This is a genomic window from Acrocarpospora phusangensis (assembly GCF_016862995.1).
GTDB lineage: Bacteria > Actinomycetota > Actinomycetes > Streptosporangiales > Streptosporangiaceae > Acrocarpospora > Acrocarpospora phusangensis.
Genome location: NZ_BOOA01000002.1, coordinates 84,592 through 106,788, shown reverse-complemented (window position 1 = coordinate 106,788; position 22,197 = coordinate 84,592). Strand labels below are relative to the sequence as shown.

The following is a 22,197-nucleotide window of genomic DNA, read 5'->3' as shown; positions in this document are numbered from 1 at the left end:
GGAATCTATGCCGATTCGACCTCTCACCTGCGGCTAGACCGTACCCAGGTATCTACACAGAGAAGAGCATCCCGCACATATCCCGTGTCGCCGGACTACCCAATCCAGCGGGTCGCCCATCATCCGCTGGAAAAGCCGACACGAGCGCAGGGCCGCCGGGTCCGAGCACTGGAGGCGGTACGGCACTCCGTCTTGCAGGTCGGCCATCTAGGCGCAAGACGAGATGTCATCGCTCTACTGATGATCCTCCTGTCCGAGGTCCAACGACTACACCGAGAGTGCGCCGACTACGAGCACTCCGGTCCGCCAATTAACGGAGTAGCTCATGCGCGCCTTTCGAACATGAGGCTTCCTCATCGTCGGACGGTGGGTGGCCCGACTTCCGGCCTGAGGAACCGGAGGTTGCTACTTCGGCTTGAAGAACGCCTGCTCGTCGATGTCCACCGGAACCTCAAGGTGGACCGTCCAGGGCTCGTAATCGGGATGCTCGCACGTGACGGCGATCCGTACGGGGGCGTCCGCGTACTTGGTGCGCCAGTGGTCTTGGTTCGTCCAGCGAGGCCATGCCGACCTGATCAGTGCAATGGGCTTGTAGTCCCCCATAGTAAGACGAAAGGTCTCAACGGACCGCCCGTCCTCGCTTCCTCCGTCGATAGCCCTGTTGAACCGGTACGGCCCCCAGATTGTGGCAGCGATCTCGTCGGCGGTGGGCCCGCCTGCCAGCGTCGATTTGCGATCCGGCCAGTCATCCCGAATCGACACCGTCAGCGTCACCTCATGCAGGGCCGTCGGGCCAAGCAGCAGTAGACGTAATTCAGCATTGTCCCACACCTTCGGAGCCACCACGGCGGCTCTGAGTTGGGGCGTCATCTCGTGATGCCACCGACGCCGCTCAATCTCCGTAAGTCGCGATGCTGCGTCGGCGGACTTCGCCGCGGCCTTCCAGGCGAGAAAGCTCCCGCTTAAGGCGATGAACGCGGCTATCGCCGACCAGGTCTCAGCAGTCATAACCACCAGTCTTCCCGTCGCCTACAGTTCGCATCGAAGGGGTCGCGGTTTGCTGTACAGCAACACTGCCTCACATGATCACACGCCACCGGCTCGCCACTGTCGTCTTTCAGGCAGGGCGAGAAGCCCTCTACGGCGTGCAGTATCAAACGGGAACCGGAAAGAACCCATAACGGCCGAAATCGCGGCGCTTAGTGAAGTGAACAAGTTTCACCTCGTCGGACAAGTTTGCTGGAGGGTCGGTGTTCTCGACGACAATACACTGACCATCAAACTGGAAATCTATATAGAAATAAAAAGCGTCTGCAACGCTCGCAAATTCCTCTTCCGAAGGTCCTTCGCTTACCCCGGGCTCTGGTTCCCGATATGTAATAAGGGGAGAATCGAGGACGACGAATCCGGGATGTTCCAGATCGCGATCGAAACAGTATTGGGCCAACCCGAGCGTAAAGGCGGCATGAAGAATGGATCGCACGCCTTTTCCTCGCGAACCTCGGGCTTGATCGCCGACGAAGAGATCATTAGCGCTTTTGCTATATGTAACGGAGTCCGCAATTGGCACCGACCACTGATGGAGTACTTCCTTAATTGACGCGGCAAGCTCTATCAGTACTTTTTCGTTAAGGCCAGTAGGGGTTGGCAGATTCTCTGGATCTTCGGGTTGGACAGTTGCCCGTAGTGCCTCTAGTTTCTCTATTTGAGCATAAGTTGCCAGCTTGCTCTCGATGTCCGACCTTACGTTCACAAGGTCCTGTATTGCCACCCTCTGAGGCTGAAGTTCTTCGTCGAAAGCATTGATCTGCTGTCGCAGCTGCTGGATTGTAGCTGTGGAGCCGAGAATGCTCGACCGCAAGCGCTGTTCTTGCGTTTGGAGATCGGAGAGGGTGCTGAGCAGATCCTCACGGAGCATGCTGGTCTTTTGAATCTCCACAAGAACCGACTCCCCGAATGCAGAAATCTCCTCTGCGCTGTGAACATCCGCCGCTTGGTGCTCTACTTCTGCACCACAAAATACGCATACACCTGGCCGGAAATAGCCAAGCAGACTTCCTGCTTCCCGAACCATTTCTAGCCGGTCCAAATCTGAATCGTATTTGGCGAGTAGGAGCGAGAAGCGAGAAATAAGCTCGCTGACCTCTTCAAGTCGCGCCTGGTGGTTGCTGTAAACACGCACTGCCGAGGCATGCTCGGAGGCGACGCCGGTTCGTGAGTCGAGAATCGAATCTATTGCTGAGGTATGCTCCTGGATGGAATTGTTGAGGCGGGACAACTGCTCATTAAGCTCAAGAGGGCCGTCGGCGGAGAGTAGGGTCTCCTTAAGATCCCTGATCACTACTTCGAGGACCTCTGCTTTACCTCTACCAATCTTCCGTCGTTCGACTGCACCCGCGTCCTGGGCAATCGCACTATCATCGTCGCCCTGCAAGAGCAGTTTAAGCGTCGAGATCTCTGCTGTTGCCGTCGTGTATTGACCCGAGAGCGCTGGCGGTGTAGCGGCTTGCATCTTGGTCTCATCGATGATGCACAAAAAGCAAAGATTTCGGAAGCTCAGGGGAACGGTTTCATTGCGCTTATTCTTCCGGATCTGACGACCATCCAGGCCGATTTGCCGCAGCAGGAAGCCTGAAAGGCTATCCTTCGTAGAGCTTGCTTGCCCGTGAGCCGCCGCCAGCGTGAAATCTGGTGCCGTATTCGGCGCACTCATGAACTCGCCGCGATATGCGCGGAATGAACCGCCCTGTATTGATCGCTCTAGAGTCAATGCAGTATCATCGGGCAAAATCATACTCAGCAGAATAGTAGAGTATGGCTCTGCTTCGGGGATGGATTTTAGTGCTTTTCTGCCGAGCATGAAGTCGATTGCTTCAACGATATACGATTTGCCTGTGTCAGAAGCGCCATATATCACGGTAAGGCCCGACCCAAACTCCACCGTTGCATCCGGGACACCCTTGCCGATAAAGCTGAGGTGTGTAAGCCGCAATTTACTCATCGGTTGCCTCCATGCGGCGGCTTGGTGATGGGTCCACCAACTCCGGCCAGCGACCCAGGGCCGACATTTTCTCCCGAATCTCGGCAGGGTTTACACTTCCAAAGGCCTCAATGACCCAGTCTGCACGATTTCGCAATTGATGCATATACGATGACTCGAGAAGTTCCACGAAACCGGGCGCATTATCTGTCGCAGCATAACCAATTCCGCTACTACTGACCTGCAAGGTAACCAGTCTCGCGCGAATCATGACTTGTAGCCCAAGTTCCAGAAGTTCGCGTTTCACAGCTATCTCGCTCGTGTGGTTAGGAACATCCGGATGTAAACTCTGCGGGCCTCCAAACTCCTCAGAGTGGAGCAGGCTGTAATCAAAAAACGCGAGAGCATTTATGTCGTAGGCTTCTGGGAATGCGCTAGTTAGAATAGCCAGTACTCGTATGCCTGTCTCTAGTGGGCCGTTCAGAGGTTGGTTTATCATTGCTCGTCACACCAGATGAGGCGATCTGAGTTTGCCAGCTGATGGCAAATGCCCCGCTTGTCTCTTGGGTTGGACACCGAAATAAGTGCATTCGAGGTTAGACTCAACGCTGTCGCCATCTCCAAGACTCGCGTTAGTCGTTCCATTCCGTCTGGATAGGAGCGTTCTTGTGTCTCAATGACGCCCTCATATACCTCGTTTTGCAATTCCTCGAATGTACCGGGCATTACGCTATCCCGCGCGAAAACCCTCAGCGCTTCAGCGCTGTAAAAGGCCTCGCGCTGTCGACTAAAGTGTTTCATAGCCTTCGGATGTGACATCAGAGACTCGATGCCCTGTATCTCCATTTTGAAGTGTTCGACATAGACATTGAGCAGGTGCTCAATGTAGCGTGTCTCTTCTTCCTCGGGCGTCTCCGGAGGGGTCTGGACAACTGGACGTGCTGGTAGAGGGCCACCGAAGCGATGGGCATAGTACGGTGTGCGACTATGAACTTCCAGAATCTCATGTATTTCCACTGACCGAAAAACATTGTACTCGATCGTTTCGGCCAGGCCTCGAACCTTATCGACCAAACTCCCATCAAGTCCGGCCCCTAGCGGCTTGTCTCCCTCAAACTTTTCAAGGAACTTCGTACGAAGCTCACTAGGCTTGCTCAGCATTCGCTTAAGACCTGGTCCGCATCCTTGTGGGGCAAGGAAATAGTACCTGCGGGGCATCGTGTAGTGGCCTTCGACAACCGACCTAAGAATCTTAAAGATCTCCGGGTAAGCGTCGCTGGGCATCAACGCTTCTTCATAATGCTTACATTGAAAGCAATCCCATTCCCCCTCAAACCCATCCGGACTCAAAAAGCCGGCGACGTCGGCACCTCGATCGTTTGATCCGCCGATACGCTTGATTTGAAAGTAGTCTTCTCGCAGACCTGTTACCCACTCAAGGATGAAGTCTTCCCAGACGTCAGGTGTGTAGAAGAAGATTCTCTGTCTCGGGGTCGGTGGAGTGCCGCCAGCAAGATTCGCCACCGTAGTCACTTGTCCCTGAGGCGGAGCGGGTATGTCTGACAGAGGGACTGGCGGGTCTCCTGGTGCTTGGTGTGGCACGCCTGTCCCTTTTCTATGGTGGTGGTGACCGATACGGCAGAAAGTGTTAAGTATGCCACCTACAGCAAGTTTCGGCGAGGGCCTGATTTTACGCGTGGCCGGACCCGGATTTCTGTCTGTCAGGGGGGTATAGCAATGGCGGATATGGGCTTTTTGGGTGGATTGGCCAGTTAATGCGTGCAGGGCCTAGGAGCCTGGTTAGGCGTTGCGCCGAGGCTACCTCGCGGGTGCCGTCATCGCGTCCTTAGTGCCCTGGCTTCGCCAAGCCGAATTCTCAGACACGTCCTAGTAGACGGGGTCGGGTCGGCTGAGGCCGTGAACACCTACGACCTCCCAGGCGTCGAGGGCATCCGTAAGTCAGATCCCAGCTTGTTCGGGATCGCCCGACATCGTCGGCGGATGCGCAAGGGGAGTGCGTACGATCTAGATCGACTGGGTCCATGGCCCCACCACGAGCACGAGGTGGACCACGTTGTTACCGATGTGCTCCAGGCACTGGAGGTCCTGCATGGCGAGGCCTGACCCCACTCAGCCTGCTGTGCCGGAGGCGCGGGATGATCTGCGCCGAGCGTTGCGATTCCAAGGACCAGCAGCAGATCAGAGGCGGGGCAGCTGGCTGGTGACGGAAGGTCACGCTGCTTCGCGTGTACATGTTCCGGTTCGTCCCCGTCGTGGCCGTCCACACGGCTGGGAAGAGACCATCTCACACCAGGCGACTGCCGCCATCGGGTATTGCCACGCCGCTTGTCGGCGTGGCTCGCGCCGCTGCCGGCGGACCGGCCCGAAGAGGCCGCAGCCGCCGGCGGGCGAGCGCGCGAATCAACAGATGAAGAATGATCGTCGTGTGCACTTTCCGTACTGGCCGTAGATGGCACCTGGGCAGCGCTGTGCACCCATCCCCCGGCGCGTCCGCTCCCCGCGGGCCGCCCCGCTGGATCGTCCAGGGCGCACACCCCCACCCTCCAAAGGGCTCACCCTTACTCTCTCTCGCTTCCACCTCTCCTCACCTTCCCCGTCGGCCTGCCCCTGCCGCGTGAGTGGCGGCTTGGCCTCCCGGAAGGAAGGTCTTCACCAGCTCCGCCACTACTACGCGAGCGTCATGCTCGCCGGAGCCGTCTCCATCAAAGAGCTCGCCGAATACCTCGGCCACGCCGATCCGGGCTTCACTCTCCGTGTTTACGCCCACATGATGCCGGGCTCCCACGACCGCGCCCGGCAAGCCATAGACGACCGCCTGTTCCGGCCGCGGCCAATCTCTCACGGAACAGGGACGGAACAGTGATCGCTTAGGATGCCGAATCGGACATCAGGAACCCCGCCCACAGACCGCGCATGGCGGGGTTTCTGCATGTCAGGGGCTACTTCAGGAGTTGGCGGGCCATCACCATGCGCTGGATCTGGTTGGTGCCCTCGTAGATTTGGGTGATTTTGGCGTCGCGCATCATGCGTTCTACCGGGTAGTCGCGGGTGTAGCCGTAGCCGCCGAGGAGTTGGACGGCGTCGGTGGTGATGTCCATGGCGGCGTCGCTGGCGGCGCATTTGGCGGCACTGGAGAAGAAGGTGAGGTCCTTGACGGGGGTGCCGTGCATGGCCTGTTCGGATTTGGCGGCGGCGGCGTAGGTGAGCTGGCGGGCGGCTTCGAGTTTCATGGCCATGTCGGCGATCATGAATTGGAGGCCCTGGAAGTCGGCGATGGGGCGGCCGAACTGTTTGCGCTGCTTGACGTAGTCGATCGCGTAGTCGAGGGCGCCTTGGGCGATGCCGAGGGCCTGGGCGGCGATGGTGATGCGGGTGTGGTCGAGGGTGGCCAGCGCGGTTTTGAAGCCGGTGCCGGGGGCGCCGATCATCCGGGTGGCGGGGATGCGGACGTTTTCGAGGATGACCTGGCGGGTGGGGGAACCCTTGATGCCGAGTTTCTTCTCCTTCGGGCCGAAGGTGACGCCGGGGTCGGACTTCTCGACGACGAATGCGGAGATGCCGCGGGGGCCGGCGGTGGGGTCGGTGACGGCCATCACCGTGTAGTACTCGGAGATTCCGGCGTTGGTGATCCAGGACTTGGTGCCGTTGAGGACGTAGTGGTCGCCGTCCTGGACCGCGCGGGTCTTCATGGCGGCGGCGTCGGAGCCGGCGTCGGCCTCGGAGAGGGCGTAGGAGAACATGCCGTCGCCGCGGGCGACCGGGGCCAGGTACTGGGCCTTGAGGTCCTCTGACGCGGAGAGCAGGAGGGGGACGGTGCCGAGTTTGTTGACGGCGGGGATCAAGGAGGAGGACGCGCAGGCGCGGGCGATCTCCTCGATGACGATGACGGTGGCCAGGGCGTCGGCACCGGCGCCGCCGTACTCCTCGGGGATGTGGATGGCGTGGAAGTCGGCCGCGACGAGGTCCTTGTAGACGTCGGCGGGGAACTCCTCGCTTTCGTCGGCGGACGCGGCGCGCGGGGCGATCTTCTCGTCGGCGAGGGCGCGGACGGCCTCGCGCAGCATCTCGTGCTCTTCGCTGGGCGAGTAGAGAGGCACACTCATAGACAGATTCTAGGACGTCCAACTATTGGGCGGGCCAGGGGTGGGTATGCACAGCTGTCATCAGTGGAGCGGTACATCCCTTAAAGGGCACTTCCTGTGGATTGCTGTGTTGCGAGGGGATCACTGGCAGGTGCCCTAACCTGGGATAACATTCCGGGACGCAAAAGATGAGCAAACGGAGGGAGCGTGGCCGTGCCGTACCGTCTGACGGTGTTGGGGACCGGGTATCTGGGGGCCACGCACGCCGCGTGCATGGCCGAGCTGGGGTTCGAGGTTCTCGGTCTGGACGTCGAGCCGGAGAAGGTCGCGAGTCTGCAGCGGGGCGAGTTGCCCATCCACGAACCTGAGCTGGAGGAGGTTCTGCGGCGGAACCTCGCGAACGGGCGGTTGCGGTTCACCACGTCCTATGACGAAGTGGCGGAGTTCGGGGACGTGCACTTCGTGTGTGTGGGGACGCCGCAGAAGAAGGGGGAGTACGCGGCGGACGTGTCCGCGCTCGACGCGGTGATCGAGGCGCTGGCGCCGCGGCTGAAGCGAGAGTGCCTGATCGTGGGGAAGTCCACGGTTCCGGTCGGTACGGCCCAGCGGCTGGCGGACAAGCTGTCGCATCTGGCGGGGTCGCATGTGGAGCTCGCGTGGAATCCGGAGTTCCTGCGGGAGGGGTTCGCGGTTCAGGACACCTTGAAGCCGGATCGGCTGGTGTTCGGGGTGCAGTCGGAGCGGGCGGAGAAAATTCTCCGGGACGTGTACGCGCCGTTGGGGGACGTGCCGACGGTGGTGGCCGATTTTCCGACCGCGGAGCTGGTCAAGTCGGCGGCGAACGCGTTTCTGGCCACCAAGATCTCGTTCATCAATGCGATGGCGGAGGTGTGCGAGGCTGCGCATGCGGATGTGAAGCAGCTTTCGCTGGCGTTGTCGTTCGATGAGCGGATCGGGGGGAGGTTCCTGAACCCGGGGTTGGGGTTCGGGGGTGGGTGTCTGCCCAAGGACATTCGGGCGTTCATGGCGCGGGCGGGGGAACTGGGGGCGGATCAGGCGCTCACGTTCCTGCGTGAGGTGGATGCGATCAATATGCGGCGGCGGGCGCGGATGGTGGATCTGGCTCGTGATCTCGTGGGGGGGTCGTTCCGGCGGAGGATCGTGGGGGTGCTGGGGGCGGCGTTCAAGCCGAATTCTGATGATATTCGGGATTCGCCGGCGTTGGATGTGGCGCTGACGATCGGGCAGCAGGGTGGGGCGGTCACCGTGTACGACCCGGTGGCCTTGACCAATGTACGGAAGGCGCATCCCGATCTTGGGACTGCGGATTCGGTGCTGGAGGCGGCGAACGACGCGGATGTGGTGCTGCTGCTGACTGAGTGGCAGGAGTTCGTGGATCTCGATCCGGAGGCTATTGGGGCGGTGGTGAATACGCGGAACATCGTTGATGGGCGTAATGCGTTGGATGCGGAGACGTGGCGGGCGGCGGGCTGGAACTACCGCGCTCTCGGTCGTCCCTAGGGGTTCTCCCACCCTTTACTCTTGCGTGTTCACTCACTTGAATCCAACCGGTCGGCCCTGGTGCGCGGAGCGTGCCCTGTCTGGGGTAGTTCCAGCCGAGGCTTTCCGCGTTTGCGCTGGCAGTGGCTGTTCCCACCCACCCACCCTTTTGCGGGCTCCGCCCGCCCCCGTGGGCTTCGCCTGCCTCATGAGGCTCCGCTCGCTTCACAGTTCCGCCCGCTTCGGCGAGTTTGCCGAAGCCCTTTGGGAACCAAATCCCCTACTGATGCAAGGTGGCGGCCTCGGCGCGGAGGTTCTTGCCCTTGGCGTGGGCCTGTTCACGCAACGCGGTCTGGAAAGTGACCATGCGACCCTGAAGCGCGGGATCGGTGGCGGCAAGAATGCGCACAGCGAGCAGGCCGGCGTTTCTAGCGCCACCGATAGCCACGGTGGCCACAGGAACACCCGCGGGCATCTGCACGATGGACAGAAGCGAGTCCATTCCGTCCAGATACTTCAGGGGAACCGGCACACCGATCACCGGGAGAGGCGTCACCGAAGCGAGCATGCCCGGCAGATGCGCCGCTCCCCCAGCCCCCGCGATGATCACCTTCAACCCGCGCGAATCCGCGTGCTTCCCGTACTCGATCATTTCTTCCGGCATGCGGTGCGCGGACACCACATCCGCCTCGAAGGCCACGCCGAACTCCGCCAGCGCCTCGGCGGCGGCTTTCATGACCGGCCAGTCGGAGTCGCTGCCCATGACGATCCCGACCTGCGGGACGACCTCGGGCTGGCTGTACGTCATGTCATGATCCCTTCGGAGCGGACGGGCCGCGCAGGCACGTCACGGCGTGGCGGGCGCGGGCGCGGACCTCGTCGAGGTCGGTGCCGAGTGCGGTGACGTGGCCGATTTTGCGGCCGGGACGGACTTCCTTCCCGTAGAAGTGCAGCTTGATGCCTGGGTCGTTGGCGAGGACGTGTTCGTAGCGGGAGAAGATGTCCGGGTCGGGGCCGCCGAGGAGGTTGGCCATGACGACGACGGGGGCGGTCATCGCGGGCGAGCCGAGGGGGAGGTCGAGGACGGCGCGCAGGTGCTGTTCGAACTGGGAGGTGCGGGCGCCCTCGATGGTCCAGTGGCCGCTGTTGTGGGGGCGCATGGCGAGTTCGTTGACGAGGAGACCGGTCTTGGTCTGGAACATCTCGACGGCGAGCAGGCCGGTGACGCCGAGTTCGCTGGCGATGGTGAGGGCGATCTTCTGGGCCTGGGCGGCGTCCTCGGCGTCCAGGTCGGGCGCGGGGGCGATGACCTCGACGCAGATGCCGTCCTCCTGGACGGTCTCCACGACGGGGTAGCTGACGCCCTGGCCGTGCGGGGAACGTGCCACCAGCACCGCCAGCTCGCGTTCAAACGGGACGAAAGCCTCAGCGAGCAGCTCAGTGCCGTTTTCGAGGACCCGGGCCGCCTCGGTCGGGGAGTCGGCGACCCACACGCCACGGCCGTCGTAGCCCCCGCGAACGGCCTTCAGGACGACCGGCCACCCGTTCTCCTCGGCGAACTCCTCGACGTCGGAGAGGGACTCCACCCGCCGCCACGCGGGGCAGGGCGCGCCGATCTCCGTGAGCCGGGCGCGCATCACGGCCTTGTCCTGCGCGTGGATGAGCGCGTCCGCCCCGGGGTGGACCACGATCCCGGCCGCCGCCATGTCCCGGATGTGCGCGCCGGGCACGTGCTCGTGGTCGAACGTGACCGCGTCGCATCCGTCGGCGAACGCCCGGAGATCGTCCAGGTTCCGGTAGTCGCCCAGCGTCGTCCGCGTGATCACCCGTGCCGCGCTCTCATCGGGCGAATCGGCCAGCACCCGCAGCTCGATGCCGAGCGCGATGGCGGCCTGCTGGGTCATGCGGGCGAGCTGCCCGGCACCGACCATGCCGACGACGGGGGTCACGTTAGCGCTGTTCACAAAGGGCTAGCTTAGCCCGCGGTGATGTGAGCCAGTTCCCGGCGGAGCCCGATGGTGGACATCTTGCCCGCCGCGCTGACCCTCGTGATGAGGAAGACGATCTCGCTGCCGGTGAGGGAGCCCGGCTTGGATTTGCCGGTGAAGGCGCGCACGTCGGCGGTGGCGTACCGGGGATGGCGGATGGCGCGGCGGCCGGATCCGGGCTTCTGGGTGAAGACGAGGGTGATCGCGTGGAAGACGAGCGCGCCGCCGTCGTCGAGCAGGAGCGCCCTGGCGGAGTCCACGGCCAGCCGGACGTCCACCGATATCCGGTCAGGCCTGACTCTTCTCGGCGTACGGAGCAGCTCCGCCAGCACCGTACGCACCGGGTCTCCGGACGGGAAGGCGACCCCGCTGACGCCGGCCGGATCGGTGAGGTAGGTCAGGTACTGCTGCGGGACGAGCCGGGCTTTGACGATCATGTCGGCCGCGGCGGTGGGCACCGAGTCCGGCTCCGGGACCTTCCCGAGCAGCGGAATCGGGCCCAGCGCCAGCCGCCAGGTCCCGCTCTCGTACGCGAAGACGAAGTAGGCCGGGTCGGGTTTGCGGGCGAGCGCCGTGAACCAGGCGCCGTCCTCGTCCTCGGCCGGCAGGAAGACCTCGATGTCCGAATAGCTCGGGAGGTTGACGCCGCGCCGCCCGTTGCGCACCGCCTTGCACACGGTCGCGCCGAGTTCGCCCTCGGCCCACCCCGTCAGCGACTCGACCTTGTCGCAGTCCGTCTCCCGCCAGGCCTCCCGCAGCTCCGGCAGGATCTCCAGCGCCGCCTCGGCCGCTTCCACCGTCAGCACCGGCGAGGCGGACGCGCCCTCGCTGAAGACGGGCTCCGCCACCGGCTGCCCCCCGCACGCCACCACGCCGGCCAACACCCCGGCCAGACTGAGGACACTGACCCCTCGGCGACGGCGGCCCCAACCCATGAGGCCCATGATCCGGAAGTCTCCTCACCAGCCAACGCCCAATGTCGGCGCGAGCGTAGTGCCTGAACGCTGCCTTTTGCCCTTATAGTCGGAAATTTATTGAAATGTTCTTCGGTGGCCGAGGAGAGATCACCGATGAGCTGGGAAGAAACGGCTGTGGAAGTGGATGGGCACACGTATGTCGAGCAAGGGCCGGTAGCCTGGGGCGAACCCCCAAGCAGGAAGGACCGTACGGCTCGTGCAGCTAATCCGTCGCGCATACGAGCGGTTCGCCGCACTCGTCCATGAAGTGCTGAAGTTCGGCACCGTGGGCGCCATGGCCTTCGTGATCAACTTTGGCGTGGTCAACATCCTGTGGGCCTGGTGGGGGTCGGAGGGAACGCTGACGGCGAAGGGCATCGCGACCGTGATCGCCGCGACGTTCGCCTACTTCGGGAACCGCTTCTGGACTTTCCGCCACCGCGAGCAGAGCGGCCTGACCAGGGAATACCTGCTGTTCTTCATCCTCAACGGGGTCGGCCTGCTGATCGAGCTGCTCTGCCTGGGCTTCAGCCGCTACACCCTCGGCCTGGACAGCCTGATCGCCAACAACATCGCCACCCTGATCGGCACCGGCCTGGGCACGCTGTTCCGCTTCTGGTCGTACAAGAGATGGGTGTTCCTGGCCCCGGCGCTCCCGGCCGAGGCGGTCGATCAGGCGGGGCCGCTGACCACCCGGTGACGGCGGCCGTTCTCCCCCACCTGGCGGAGGAAGATGGCGAAGGTCGCCGGGCGCGGTTTGACCAGTTCGAGCCTTCCCCCGTCGGACACCACGAGTGACCGGGCGAGCGTCAGGCCCAGCCCGGTCCCCCGCCCGCCGGTGACGTTCCGCTCGAACACCCGGTTGCGGATCTTCTCCGGCACCCCTGGCCCCTGGTCGGCCACCTCGATGACGATGGACTTCTCCGAGCTGGTGGTGGTGATCCGGACCGGGCCGCCGCCGTGCTGGAGCGAGTTGTCCAGCAGCGTCGCCACCACCTGGCTGAGGCCGCCGGTCGTGGCGAGCGCGAGCAGCCCGCGGGTGCCGAGCAGCTCGATCCGGCGCTGCGAGCGCCGGAACGCCGGCTCCCACTCGCTGATCTGCTGGATCAGGACTTCGTCCACGTCGATGGGCTCGGCCTGGGCCTGACGCTGCCGCCGGGCGGCGGCCAGCAGCTCGTCGATGACGGCGGTGAGGCGTTCAGCCTGGAGGATGGCGGCCTCGCCCTCCTCCTGCACGATGGCGGGCTCCCCGGCCGCGGCGACGATCTCCTCAAGGCGCATGGTGAGGCCGGTGAGCGGGGTACGCAACTGGTGGGAGGCGTCGGTGGCGAACTCGCGCTCGCGGCCGAGCAGTTCGGAGATGCGGATGGCGCTGCGGTCCAGCACCTCGGCGACGCGGTCCAGTTCGGGGATGCCGTAGCGGTGTTTGCTCGGCCGGGCGTCGCCGGACCCCAGCCGCTCCGCGATCTTCGCCAAATCCAGGAGCGGCAGGGAGAGGCGGCGGGAGGTGACCACGGCCAGGCCGATGGCCACGCCGAGCGCGGCGAGCGCAAGGGCGATGGTGAGCAGCAGCCGTGCTCTTATCTCGTGGTCGATCTGGGCGGTGTCCCTGCTGACCCGCACCACGCCGTTCTCGGAGCGCGCGTCCTCGGTGAGGGAACGGTTCGCCGGTGGTTGGGTGCCCACGGCGATGGGCGCGATGCCCCGGAACGCGACCTGGATATATCGATTGGGGTAGTTGCTCGCCAGCTGCTTGGGGTCGACGGGCTGCTCCTGGCTGATCGCGTACTCCACGCTGATCAGCACGCGGGTCGCTTCGGCGTTGAGCTCCTGGGCGGCCTCGTCGTTGATGAGCCGTACGACGACCACGCCCAGGGGCACACCGAGCAGCAGAACCGCGATGACCGCAACCAACAGCATCGAGGAGAGCAAACGTCTCCGCATGGCCCCTTACTCGCGTTCGAAGCGGAAGCCGACTCCTCGCACGGTGGTGATGTATCGAGGCTTTGCGGCGTCGTCACCGAGCTTGCGCCGCAGCCACGAGATGTGCATGTCCAGGGTCTTGGTGGAACCCCACCAGTTGGTGTCCCACACTTCCCGCATGATCTGTTCGCGGGTGACGACCTTGCCGGCGTCCCGGACGAGCACGCGAAGCAGGTCGAACTCCTTGGTGGTCAGATGCAGTTCCTTGTCTCCCATCCAGGCGCGGCGCGAGTCGGCGTCGATCCGTACGCCCTGGACCACGGGCGTCTCCGACGTGCCACGCCGGAGCAGCGCCCGGACCCGGGCCAGCAGCTCGGCCAGCCGGAAGGGTTTGGTTACGTAGTCGTCGGCCCCGGCGTCGAGGCCGACCACGGTGTCGACCTCGTCGACACGGGCGGTCAGAATCAGAACGGGTGTGCCGTGGCCTTCGGCCCTGATGCGGCGAGCGACCTCGAGCCCGTCCATCTCTGGCAGGCCAAGGTCTAGCACGATGAGGTCGACGCCCCCCGAAAGAGCCCTTTCCAGGGCCTGCGGGCCGTCCGGACTCACCTCCACCTGATAGCCCTCCCGGCGCAGGGCGCGCGCAAGCGGCTCGGAGATCGAGGTGTCATCCTCGGCGAGAAGTACGCAGGTCATGGAGCGATCGTAGGACCTTAAGCGATCGTTTCCCGGCAGCAGCGCGCGGTTTGACTCGTCGTTGACTTATCAATTGACCTGGGCAAACACTCCTAAAGCTCGGTTTATCGCAGTAGTTCGTGCGCCCTGCGGGGGTAGCGTGACAGGAAAACTCCCCTGGGATGAGGGCGATAAAGAGAGAAGCCCGCCGGGAGATCCCGACGGGCGTGTCATCGGCCGATCATGAGGCCGACGGCGGCTCCGCGTACCGCTGGAGGTACAGCTGCTCGCCGAGGCTGTCCATCAGCTGGAGCTCGGTCTCCAGATAGTCGATGTGGTGCTCCTCGTCCGCGAGGATCTCCTCGAAGAGCAGGGCGGAGACGATGTCCCCGCGCTCGCGCATGAGCGCGATCCCCGGACGCAGCCGCTGCACCACGCCCAGTTCCAGGTCCAGGTCCGCCTGGAGCTGTTCGCGCACGGTCTGGCCGATGTGCAGGGTGAACAGCTTCTGGTAGTTGGGCAGACCGTCCAGGAAGAGGATGCGGTCGGTGAGCTTCTCCGCGTGCTTCATCTCGTCGATGGACTCGGCCCGGGTGAAGCTCGCCAGCTTGGTGTAACCCCAGTTCTCCTGCATCTTGGCGTGCAGGAAGTACTGGTTGATGGCGGTGAGCTCCGAGGTCAGCTGCTCGTTGAGGAGCGCGATGATCTCTCTGTCGCCCTGCATGACGGGCCCCTTGCATCTATGCGGTGGTGATCAGGTCTTCTGACCGTTTCAGGATCGCACAGATCTTCCGGACACATGAGCCGCAGTCGCCCCCGGCGCCCGTGGTGTCGCGCACTTGCCGGGCGCTGGTGGCTCCCGCGGCGATGCACGCGTGAACCTCCGAATCGGTCACGGCGCGGCAAATGCAGACGTACATACGGGGGAGAGCCCTTTCAAAGTAGGTTAGGCACACCTAAGGTAACCCACTTTGGTAAGGCTTGCCTATGTGAGGCTCACCACAGCTCACCGAATCCCGTTAGTGCCCTCTGGCCAGCCACTCCGCCAGGTGCGGCGCCTCCGCCCCGATCGTGGTGGAGTCCCCGTGGCCGGTGTGCACGACCGTCTCGGGCGGCAGCGTGAGCAGCCGGTCCTCGATCGACTCGATGATGGTCTCGAACGAGGAGTGGGACCGGCCGGTGGCCCCGGGGCCGCCCTGGAACAGGGTGTCCCCGGTGAAGACCACGCCCAGCTCCGGCGCGTAGAGGCAGACCGCGCCCGGCGCGTGGCCGGGCGTGTGCAGCACGGTGAGCGCCACCTCCCCCGCGTCGATCACCTGCCCGTCCTTCAACGGCAGGTACGGAACCTCCGGCCCGTACTGCATCTCCCAGAGGACCTGGTCGGCGGGGTGGAGCAGGATGGGCGCACTGGTGGCGGCGGCGACCTCGGCGGCGGCGTTGATGTGGTCGTTGTGCGCGTGCGTGCAGACGATCGCGGCGACCCGGCGGCCGGCCACGGCCGAGAGGATCGCCGCGGCGTCGTGGGCCGCGTCGACGATCACGACTTCCTCGTCCGAGCCGACCAGCCAGACGTTGTTGTCCACCTCCCAGGTCCCGCCGTCCAGCGCGAACGTGCCGGAGGTGACCAGGCGGGTGACGCTCACAGCACCACCGCCGAGCGCAGGACCTCGCCGCGGTGCATCTTGGCGAAGGCCTCCTCGACGTCGCCCAGGCCGATGGTCTCGGACACGAAGCCGTCCAGGTTGAGGCGGCCCTGCAGGTAGAGGTCGATCAGCATGGGGAAGTCGCGGCTGGGCAGGCAGTCGCCGTACCAGGAGGACTTGAGGGAGCCGCCGCGGCCGAAGACGTCCAGGAGCGGCAGGTCCAGGCGCATGTCGGGGGTGGGCACGCCGACCAGCACGACGGTCCCGGCCAGGTCGCGGGCGTAGAAGGCCTGCTCGTACGTCTCCGGCCGGCCCACCGCCTCGATCACGACGTCGGCGCCGTGGCCGCCGGTGAGCTCGCGGATGGCCTCCACGGGGTCGGTCTCGCGGGAGTTCACGGTGTGGGTGGCGCCGAAGTCGCGGGCCCAGTCGAGCTTGCGCCCGTCCACGTCCACGGCGATGATCGTGCCCGCGCCGGCCAGCTGGGAGCCGAGGATGGCCGCGTTGCCCACGCCGCCGCAGCCGATGACGGCCACCGAGTCGCCCCGGGAGACCCCGCCGGTGTTGATCGCGGCGCCCAGGCCGGCCATCACGCCGCAGCCGAGCAGACCGGCCACGGCCGGCTTCGCCCGCGGGTCGACCTTGGTGCACTGACCGGCCGCGACCAGCGTCTTCTCGATGAAGGCGCCGATGCCGAGCGCGGGGCTGAGCACGGTTCCGTCGGCCAGGGTCATCTTCTGCTTGGCGTTGTGGGTGGCGAAGCAGTACCAGGGGCGGCCGCGCAGGCAGGCCCGGCAGTTGCCGCAGACCGCGCGCCAGTTGAGGATCACGTAGTCGCCCGGCGCCAGGTCGGTCACGCCGTCGCCGACGGCCTCGACCACGCCGGCGGCCTCGTGGCCGAGCAGGAACGGGAAGTCGTCGTTGATCCCGCCCTCGCGGTAGTGCAGGTCGGTGTGGCAGACCCCGCAGGCCTGGACCGTGACGACCGCCTCGCCGGGGCCCGGGTCCGGGACCAGCACGGTCTCCAGGGTGACCGGCGCACCCTTGCCCTTGGCGATCACGCCCTGCACTTCATACGACATTCCGCACCTCCGTGTGTTTGATCAGGATTTCCATGAGCGGCCTCCCCGTCAAGCCGATCAGGCGCGCCGCAGCACGTACGGCTGGATCACCCCGAGCCCCCGGGCCGGCCGACGGCTGATCTTGAGCACGTCGATGCCCGGCAGGCCGGTGACGCTCCCGGCCAGGGCGGCGTCGGCGACCACGCTGCCCGCGCGGGCGATCGCGGTGAGCCGGGCGGCCAGGTTGACGGTCGTGCCGAACACGTCGCCCATCACCGGCAGCACCGGCCCGTACGCCAGGCCGATGCGCACGCCCGGGTCGCCCCGGCCGAGCGCGTCCACGAGGTCGAGGGTCATCCGGGCGGCGGTCTCCGGCTCGGCGGCGGTGAACAGGACCTCGTCGCCCAGGGTCTTGACCAGGCGCCCGCCGTGCTGGGCGATCACGTCGGAGGCGCGGGCCTCGAAGCCCTCGACCAGGTCGGCCAGGGCCGGCTCGTCCAGCTCGCGGGAGACCCGGGTGAAGGAGACCAGGTCGGCGAAGCCGACGGCCAGGGTCGCCCGGTTCTCGCCGACCTCGGTGAGCGCCAGCTGGCGGCTGGCGGAGGCGGCCAGCTGGGCCCGCCAGACGTGCACCAGGGTGTGCTCGAAGTCGGGCAGCAGCAGCTCCGCCGCCCCCATGACCCGCGCCAGGTCGGCGTCCGTCGGGGTGGCGCCCGGGTCCAGCAGGGCGCCGATCATGATCTCGGCCTGCCACTGGGCCAGCCGCGCGGTGGTCCGGCCGAGCGCCCGGGTCATCCGGATCAGGGTGACCTCGTCCAGCAGGCCGGCGTCCAGGATCACCCGGATCCGGCGCAGCGCCGCCAGGTCGGCGTCGGTGAAGAAGACGGCGTCGTCGGCGAGGGTGGCGAAGCCGAGCGCCCGCCAGATGCGTTCGGACAGGTCCTGCGGAATCCCGGCGGACGCGGCGACCTCCCGGCGGGTGTAGCGCGCCTGGCCGACGAACAGCCGCTGGATGTCCGCTGAGGTCGGCCGGCCCGCCGGTTCCGTCGTCACTTGCCGTCGATGTTCCCGTCGGAGGCGTCCTCCACCAGCCGGAACAGCTCGGTGCGCACCGTCTGGATCTGGGGGATGTCCCGGTAGAGGATCTCGCCGCGGTCCGAGGCCGACTCGACCTTCAGGGTGCCGCAGCCGAACAGGCGCTCCATCAGGGTCTGGTCGGAGCTGACCGAGTTGACCTTGGTGAGCGGGATGTCGTCGTCCGACTTGTTGAGGATGCCGGTGCTGATGTTGAACCGGTGCGTGGTCAGCGTGTACGACGTGGTCTTCCACCGCAGGTACGGCACGAAGGACAGCAGCGTGAGCGCGACGACGGCGACCACGGCGACGGTGATCCTGGCCAGCGAGACGTACTCGAAATCGCCGGGGATGAAGTAGATCGCGGCGCTGGACGCGGCGACGACCAAGACGAGCGCGAGGAAGGGCACGACGAGGCGCTTCCAGTGCGGGTGGAACGAGTGCACGACTCGCTCGCCCTGCGTGAGGTGGTGATCGGGCAGACCCATGGAGCGAATCGTGGCACGACCAGCGGACCCATGTGTTGTTTCGTCACGGATTGGCTGGCCGGACATGGACCACATCCCCCACGCTCAGCAGATGGTCGGTGCCCTCGGAGCGCACCATCAGGTAGCCGGCCTTGTCGATGCCGGTGGCCAGCCCGACCAGCACCCGCTCGCCCGGCAGCTCCACCCGCACCTCCTGCCCCACCGTCGCGCTTCCCGCCAAGTACGCCTGCCGCAGCCCGGTCGACTCCACGTCCCCGTCGGCGGCCACCCACGTCCGGTACCGCGTCTCCAGCTCCCGCAGGACGGCCAGCAGCAGCGCGCCCCGGTCGACGGAGGAGGCCTCGGCCAGCAGCAGCGAGGTCGCCCGCTCCACCGGCAGCTCCTCCTGCCTCATGGTCACGTTGAGGCCCATACCCACCACGACGGCCCGGTCCACGCGCTCGGCCAGCACGCCGGCCAGCTTGCGCTCCCCGATCAGCAGGTCGTTGGGCCACTTGAGCCGTACGTCCACGCCGGTGTGGGCGGCCACGGCGGTGGCGGCGGCCAGGCCGAACAGCAGCGGCAGCCAGCCCAGCCTGGCCATCGGCACGTCCGGGCGGAGCAGCACCGAGAACGTCAGCCCGGACCGGGGCGGCGCGGTCCAGATCCTGCCGAGCCTCCCCCGGCCGGCGAACTGGGATTCGGCCGCCAGGACGGCTCCCTCCCGGAGGCCCTCCCTGGCGGCCTGCGCAAGGTCGGCATTGGTGGAACCGGTGCGCTCGACGACCTTGACGGCCGACCAGAGCGAGCCGGGGCGGACGAGCGCGCTCTCCAGCGCTGCCTGCGACAACGGCGGACGCTCAAGATCCAGGAACGGTGAGTCTGGCACTCGCCCATTTTCCCCTCCCGAGCGACACTCTGTAACCCGATTACCCCAATGACCTGGAATAACTACTCATAGAGATTAGATAGTTACAATCAGTGACTCACATCGGCCACTGGGACGGCGCGCCGTACGGTCTAGCATGCGGGCATGCAGACTGCAGCTGCGGGCCTTGTGCTCGCGGGCGGGCGCTCCACGCGGATGGGGCGGCCCAAAGCCTGGCTGGAGTGGCACGGTTCGACGTTGCTGTACCGAGCCGCCGCGGTCCTCGCCAGGACGGTCGACGGTCCGGTCATCGTGGTGGCCGCGCCCGGGCAGGAGCTCCCGCCGCTTCCCCCGAACGTGTCGGTGGTCGGGGATCCGGTGGAAGGGCTGGGGCCCATGCAGGGGCTGGCCGTGGGGCTCGCGGCGGTGGCCGACCGGGCCGAGACGGCGTTCGTGTGCTCCACCGACATGCCGTTCCTCCACCCGGCCTTCGTCCGCCGCGTCCTGCGTGCCCTGCCCGCCGGGACGGACGTCGCGCTCCCGGTGGCCCGAGGCTTCCGGCAGCCGCTGGCCGCCGGTTACCGAACCGCGCTGGCGGGACTGATCAAGGATCTCCTGGCCGCGGGCGACCTCCGGCCCGGCATGCTCTTCAAGCACTGCGAGGTGGCCCAGCTCACCGACGAGGACCTGCTGGCCGACACCGAGCTCGCACGGCGCGACCCGACGCTGGAATCCGTGGTGAACGTCAACTCCCCGGACGACTACGCGGCGGCCCGCGACCGGCTGCCGCCGGAGATCACGGTGGAGTGCTTCGGCGCGCTGGCGAGGAACGGCGGCCATCGGCCGCGCGAGGTCCGGGCCGCCACCCTCGGAGCCGCCGCCGCCGCGGTCGGGCTCACCCTGAACCGCCACGTGGTGGCCGCGCTCAACGGCGATCAGGTCACCCGGGACGAGTGGCTGCCCCTGGTGGCGGGAGACACCGTCGCCTTCCTGTCCGCGGACGCCGGCGGCTGAGGCCGGTCGTAGAGTCGGGACATGGCGCCTGGTGGATTCTTCGGACGGGCCTTGCTCGTGGACGTCGCCGGCAGGGAGGCGAGCTGCGCTCCGTACGAGCTGGACGAGCGGGTGCTGCGGTCCTACCTGGGCGGGGTGGGCCTCGGCACGTGGCTGCTGCACCGGCTGGCGCCCGCCGGGGTCGATCCCCTCGCGCCCGAGGCGCCGCTGGCCTTCGTCTTCTCCTCGCTGGTCGGCACCCCGCTGACGACCAGCGCGAAGTTCGCGGTCGTGGCCAAGTCGCCGTTGACCGGGCTGCTGACCGACGCCCTCGCGTCCAGCCAGTTCGCCATCGCGGGCAAGCTGACCGGGCATGACGCGCTCGTGATCCGCGGCCGCGCCGACGAGCTCTCAGTGCTGCTGATCGACGGCGACAGGGTGCGTCTCGAACCGGCTCCCGAGCTCGCCGGGCTGACCGCGGCCGAGGCGGAGTCCGCGGCGCGGGCGCGGTTCGGCCGCCACTGGCGCACCGCGGCCATCGGCCCGGCGGGCGAGCGCCTGGTCAGATACGCGACCATCAGCCACGACGGCCGTCACGCCGGCCGGGGCGGCCTGGGCGCGACGATGGGCGCGAAGAACATCAAGGCCGTGCTGGTCAGAGCAGCGACCAAGGTGTCGGTCGCGGACCAGCCCGGAGTCCTCGCCGCCGCCCGCGACCTGCGCCGGCGCAGTTTCGGCCCGGCCACCGCGAAATACCGGGAGCTGGGCACGCTGGCCAACCTCCTGGCGTTCAACGCCGTCAGCACCCTGCCCACCCGCAACTTCACCGCGGCGACCTTCGAAGGCGCGCCCCAGCTGGCCGCCGAGGAACTGCACGAGCTGCGCGGAGTGGCGCGCAACAGCTGCGCGTCGTGCTCCATCGGCTGCGAGCACATCTACTCGCGCAAGGGCGGCGGCAGCCAGCGGATGGAGTACGAGAACGTCTTCGCGCTCGGCCCGCTCTGCGGCGTGTCCGACCCCGACGAGGTGTTCGCCGCCAGCGCGCGCTGCGACGAACTGGGCATCGACACCATCTCGGCGGGCGGCACGATCGCGTGGGCCATGGAGTGCGTCGAACGTGGCCTGCTCGACGAGCCGTGGCTGCGGTTCGGCGACGGCTCGGCGCTGCTGCGCGCGCTGGACGCGATCGGCAAGCGGTCGCCCGGCCTCGGGGAACTGCTCGCGCAGGGCTCGCGCCGCGCCGCCGGGGTGGTCGGGCACGGTTCGATCGACTTCGCGCCGCAGGTCAAGGGGCTGGAGCTGCCCGGTTACGAGCCGCGCAGCCTGCAGACGATGGCACTCGGGCTCGCGGTGAACGCCAGGGGGGCCGACCACAACCGGTCCGGCGCGTACGAGGCCGACCTGTCGGGCGAGCTCGACCGGCTGGCAGGTGGCTCCGCCCACGTCGCCGCCGCGGTCGAGACCGAGGACCGCGCCGCGGTCATGGACTCGATGATCCTCTGCAAGTTCCTGCGCGGCGTCTTCGAGGACCCCTTCACGGAGTGGGCCAGGCTGCTCGCGCTGGTCACCGGATGGCAACTGGACGCGACCGAGCTGCGGGAGACCGCGCGGCGGATCGTCCGGGCCAAGCGCGCCTTCAACATGCGCGAGGGAGCCACCGCGGCCGACGACACACTGCCGGCCCGGATGCTGGAGACGCCCCTGGAACTCAGCTCCGGCCGTCGTGCGGCGCTGGGCGCGGACCGGCTGCGGTCCATGATCGCCGGGTACTACGCGGCGCGCGGCCTGGACGAGGAGGGGCGGGTCACGGCCGATCTGGATGACCTGCTGCTCGACGCGTGATCAGCGCATGGTCGTGTGTAGCGGGGCGGGTCGTCGGGCATAGGCCGGTACTAGACAATAGGACAAATGCCACAGTTAACTGTATGCAGCATTCTGTATGCCACAGTGCTCGACTGATGAGGTT

The 22,197-nt window shown here is 66.1% G+C and carries 21 protein-coding genes; 4 read left to right on the top strand and 17 right to left on the bottom strand.

Annotation, left to right across the window (positions count from 1 at the left end; translation table 11 throughout):
• Window positions 1–405 precede the first annotated feature (405 nt).
• From Aph01nite_RS01595 to Aph01nite_RS01570, 5 genes are all read right to left on the bottom strand, one after another.
• Window positions 406–1,008, bottom strand: a complete 603-nt coding sequence (locus Aph01nite_RS01595; RefSeq protein ID WP_204038879.1) for a hypothetical protein — start codon at window positions 1,006–1,008, stop codon at window positions 406–408.
• Window positions 1,009–1,153: 145 nt separating this feature from the next.
• Window positions 1,154–3,001: an AAA family ATPase gene (locus tag Aph01nite_RS01590; protein WP_204038878.1), complete on the bottom strand. Its 1,848-nt coding sequence runs from the start codon at window positions 2,999–3,001 to the stop codon at window positions 1,154–1,156.
• Window positions 2,994–3,479: an ABC-three component system middle component 2 gene (locus Aph01nite_RS42405; RefSeq protein WP_307836757.1), complete on the bottom strand. Its 486-nt coding sequence runs from the start codon at window positions 3,477–3,479 to the stop codon at window positions 2,994–2,996. Before Aph01nite_RS42405 ends, Aph01nite_RS01590 begins: the two co-directional genes overlap by 8 nt.
• The gene (locus Aph01nite_RS01580) at window positions 3,476–4,513 is read right to left on the bottom strand and encodes an ABC-three component system protein (RefSeq protein WP_204038876.1); all 1,038 of its coding nucleotides are present in this window, start codon (window positions 4,511–4,513) and stop codon (window positions 3,476–3,478) included. Before Aph01nite_RS01580 ends, Aph01nite_RS42405 begins: the two co-directional genes overlap by 4 nt.
• A gap of 1,427 nt (window positions 4,514–5,940) precedes the next feature.
• Entirely contained in the window at window positions 5,941–7,104 is a 1,164-nt protein-coding gene (locus tag Aph01nite_RS01570; protein WP_204038874.1) for an acyl-CoA dehydrogenase family protein, read from the bottom strand.
• A 192-nt stretch (window positions 7,105–7,296) separates the two neighbouring features.
• On the opposite strand from Aph01nite_RS01570, the gene Aph01nite_RS01565 reads away from it, so the two are divergent.
• Window positions 7,297–8,604, top strand: coding sequence for a UDP-glucose dehydrogenase family protein (locus Aph01nite_RS01565; RefSeq protein ID WP_204038983.1), 1,308 nt, complete (start codon window positions 7,297–7,299; stop codon window positions 8,602–8,604).
• Between the two features lie 259 nt (window positions 8,605–8,863).
• On the opposite strand, the gene purE is transcribed toward Aph01nite_RS01565, so the two are convergent.
• Genes purE through Aph01nite_RS01550 form a run of 3 tightly spaced genes read right to left on the bottom strand, consistent with a single transcriptional unit; the run spans window position 8,864 to window position 11,455 of the window.
• Window positions 8,864–9,391, bottom strand: a complete 528-nt coding sequence (purE, locus tag Aph01nite_RS01560; RefSeq protein WP_204038873.1) for a 5-(carboxyamino)imidazole ribonucleotide mutase — start codon at window positions 9,389–9,391, stop codon at window positions 8,864–8,866.
• A 1-nt stretch (window position 9,392) separates the two neighbouring features.
• A complete protein-coding gene (locus Aph01nite_RS01555; RefSeq protein WP_204038872.1) occupies window positions 9,393–10,547 on the bottom strand; it encodes a 5-(carboxyamino)imidazole ribonucleotide synthase in 1,155 nt (384 codons plus the stop codon).
• Window positions 10,548–10,558: 11 nt separating this feature from the next.
• The gene (locus Aph01nite_RS01550; protein ID WP_204038871.1) at window positions 10,559–11,455 is read right to left on the bottom strand and encodes a hypothetical protein; all 897 of its coding nucleotides are present in this window, start codon (window positions 11,453–11,455) and stop codon (window positions 10,559–10,561) included.
• A 289-nt stretch (window positions 11,456–11,744) separates the two neighbouring features.
• Between Aph01nite_RS01550 and Aph01nite_RS01545 the strand changes: the two genes are divergently transcribed.
• Window positions 11,745–12,227 (top strand): GtrA family protein, encoded by a 483-nt coding sequence (locus Aph01nite_RS01545; RefSeq protein ID WP_204038870.1) that lies wholly within the window; start codon window positions 11,745–11,747, stop codon window positions 12,225–12,227.
• On the opposite strand, the gene Aph01nite_RS01540 is transcribed toward Aph01nite_RS01545, so the two are convergent.
• The 9 genes from Aph01nite_RS01540 to Aph01nite_RS01500 form a co-directional block, all read right to left on the bottom strand.
• Window positions 12,200–13,447 (bottom strand): ATP-binding protein, encoded by a 1,248-nt coding sequence (locus tag Aph01nite_RS01540; protein ID WP_239161311.1) that lies wholly within the window; start codon window positions 13,445–13,447, stop codon window positions 12,200–12,202. The genes Aph01nite_RS01545 and Aph01nite_RS01540 overlap by 28 nt on opposite strands.
• Before the next feature lie 30 nt (window positions 13,448–13,477).
• A complete protein-coding gene (locus tag Aph01nite_RS01535) occupies window positions 13,478–14,146 on the bottom strand; it encodes a response regulator transcription factor (protein ID WP_030451323.1) in 669 nt (222 codons plus the stop codon).
• 220 nt (window positions 14,147–14,366) lie between these two features.
• Complete coding sequence (gene bfr, locus Aph01nite_RS01530) at window positions 14,367–14,849, bottom strand: bacterioferritin (RefSeq protein WP_204038868.1); 483 nt, start codon at window positions 14,847–14,849, stop codon at window positions 14,367–14,369.
• Window positions 14,850–14,865: 16 nt separating this feature from the next.
• A complete protein-coding gene (locus tag Aph01nite_RS01525; RefSeq protein WP_155339462.1) occupies window positions 14,866–15,045 on the bottom strand; it encodes a (2Fe-2S)-binding protein in 180 nt (59 codons plus the stop codon).
• A 99-nt stretch (window positions 15,046–15,144) separates the two neighbouring features.
• The gene (locus Aph01nite_RS01520; RefSeq protein WP_204038867.1) at window positions 15,145–15,768 is read right to left on the bottom strand and encodes an MBL fold metallo-hydrolase; all 624 of its coding nucleotides are present in this window, start codon (window positions 15,766–15,768) and stop codon (window positions 15,145–15,147) included.
• Entirely contained in the window at window positions 15,765–16,850 is a 1,086-nt protein-coding gene (locus tag Aph01nite_RS01515) for an S-(hydroxymethyl)mycothiol dehydrogenase (protein ID WP_204038866.1), read from the bottom strand. Before Aph01nite_RS01515 ends, Aph01nite_RS01520 begins: the two co-directional genes overlap by 4 nt.
• A gap of 57 nt (window positions 16,851–16,907) precedes the next feature.
• Window positions 16,908–17,882, bottom strand: coding sequence for an adenylate/guanylate cyclase domain-containing protein (locus Aph01nite_RS01510; protein WP_204038865.1), 975 nt, complete (start codon window positions 17,880–17,882; stop codon window positions 16,908–16,910).
• A complete protein-coding gene (locus Aph01nite_RS01505; RefSeq protein ID WP_204038864.1) occupies window positions 17,879–18,391 on the bottom strand; it encodes a PH domain-containing protein in 513 nt (170 codons plus the stop codon). Before Aph01nite_RS01505 ends, Aph01nite_RS01510 begins: the two co-directional genes overlap by 4 nt.
• Window positions 18,392–18,434: 43 nt before the next feature.
• Complete coding sequence (locus Aph01nite_RS01500; RefSeq protein ID WP_204038863.1) at window positions 18,435–19,259, bottom strand: biotin--[acetyl-CoA-carboxylase] ligase; 825 nt, start codon at window positions 19,257–19,259, stop codon at window positions 18,435–18,437.
• Window positions 19,260–19,403: 144 nt separating this feature from the next.
• Between Aph01nite_RS01500 and Aph01nite_RS01495 the strand changes: the two genes are divergently transcribed.
• Window positions 19,404–20,252 (top strand): NTP transferase domain-containing protein, encoded by an 849-nt coding sequence (locus Aph01nite_RS01495; RefSeq protein WP_204038862.1) that lies wholly within the window; start codon window positions 19,404–19,406, stop codon window positions 20,250–20,252.
• A gap of 21 nt (window positions 20,253–20,273) precedes the next feature.
• Window positions 20,274–22,073 carry an aldehyde ferredoxin oxidoreductase family protein gene (locus Aph01nite_RS01490; RefSeq protein ID WP_204038861.1) on the top strand — a complete coding sequence of 600 codons (1,800 nt, stop codon included), beginning with the start codon at window positions 20,274–20,276 and terminating at the stop codon, window positions 22,071–22,073.
• Window positions 22,074–22,197: the final 124 nt, after the last annotated feature.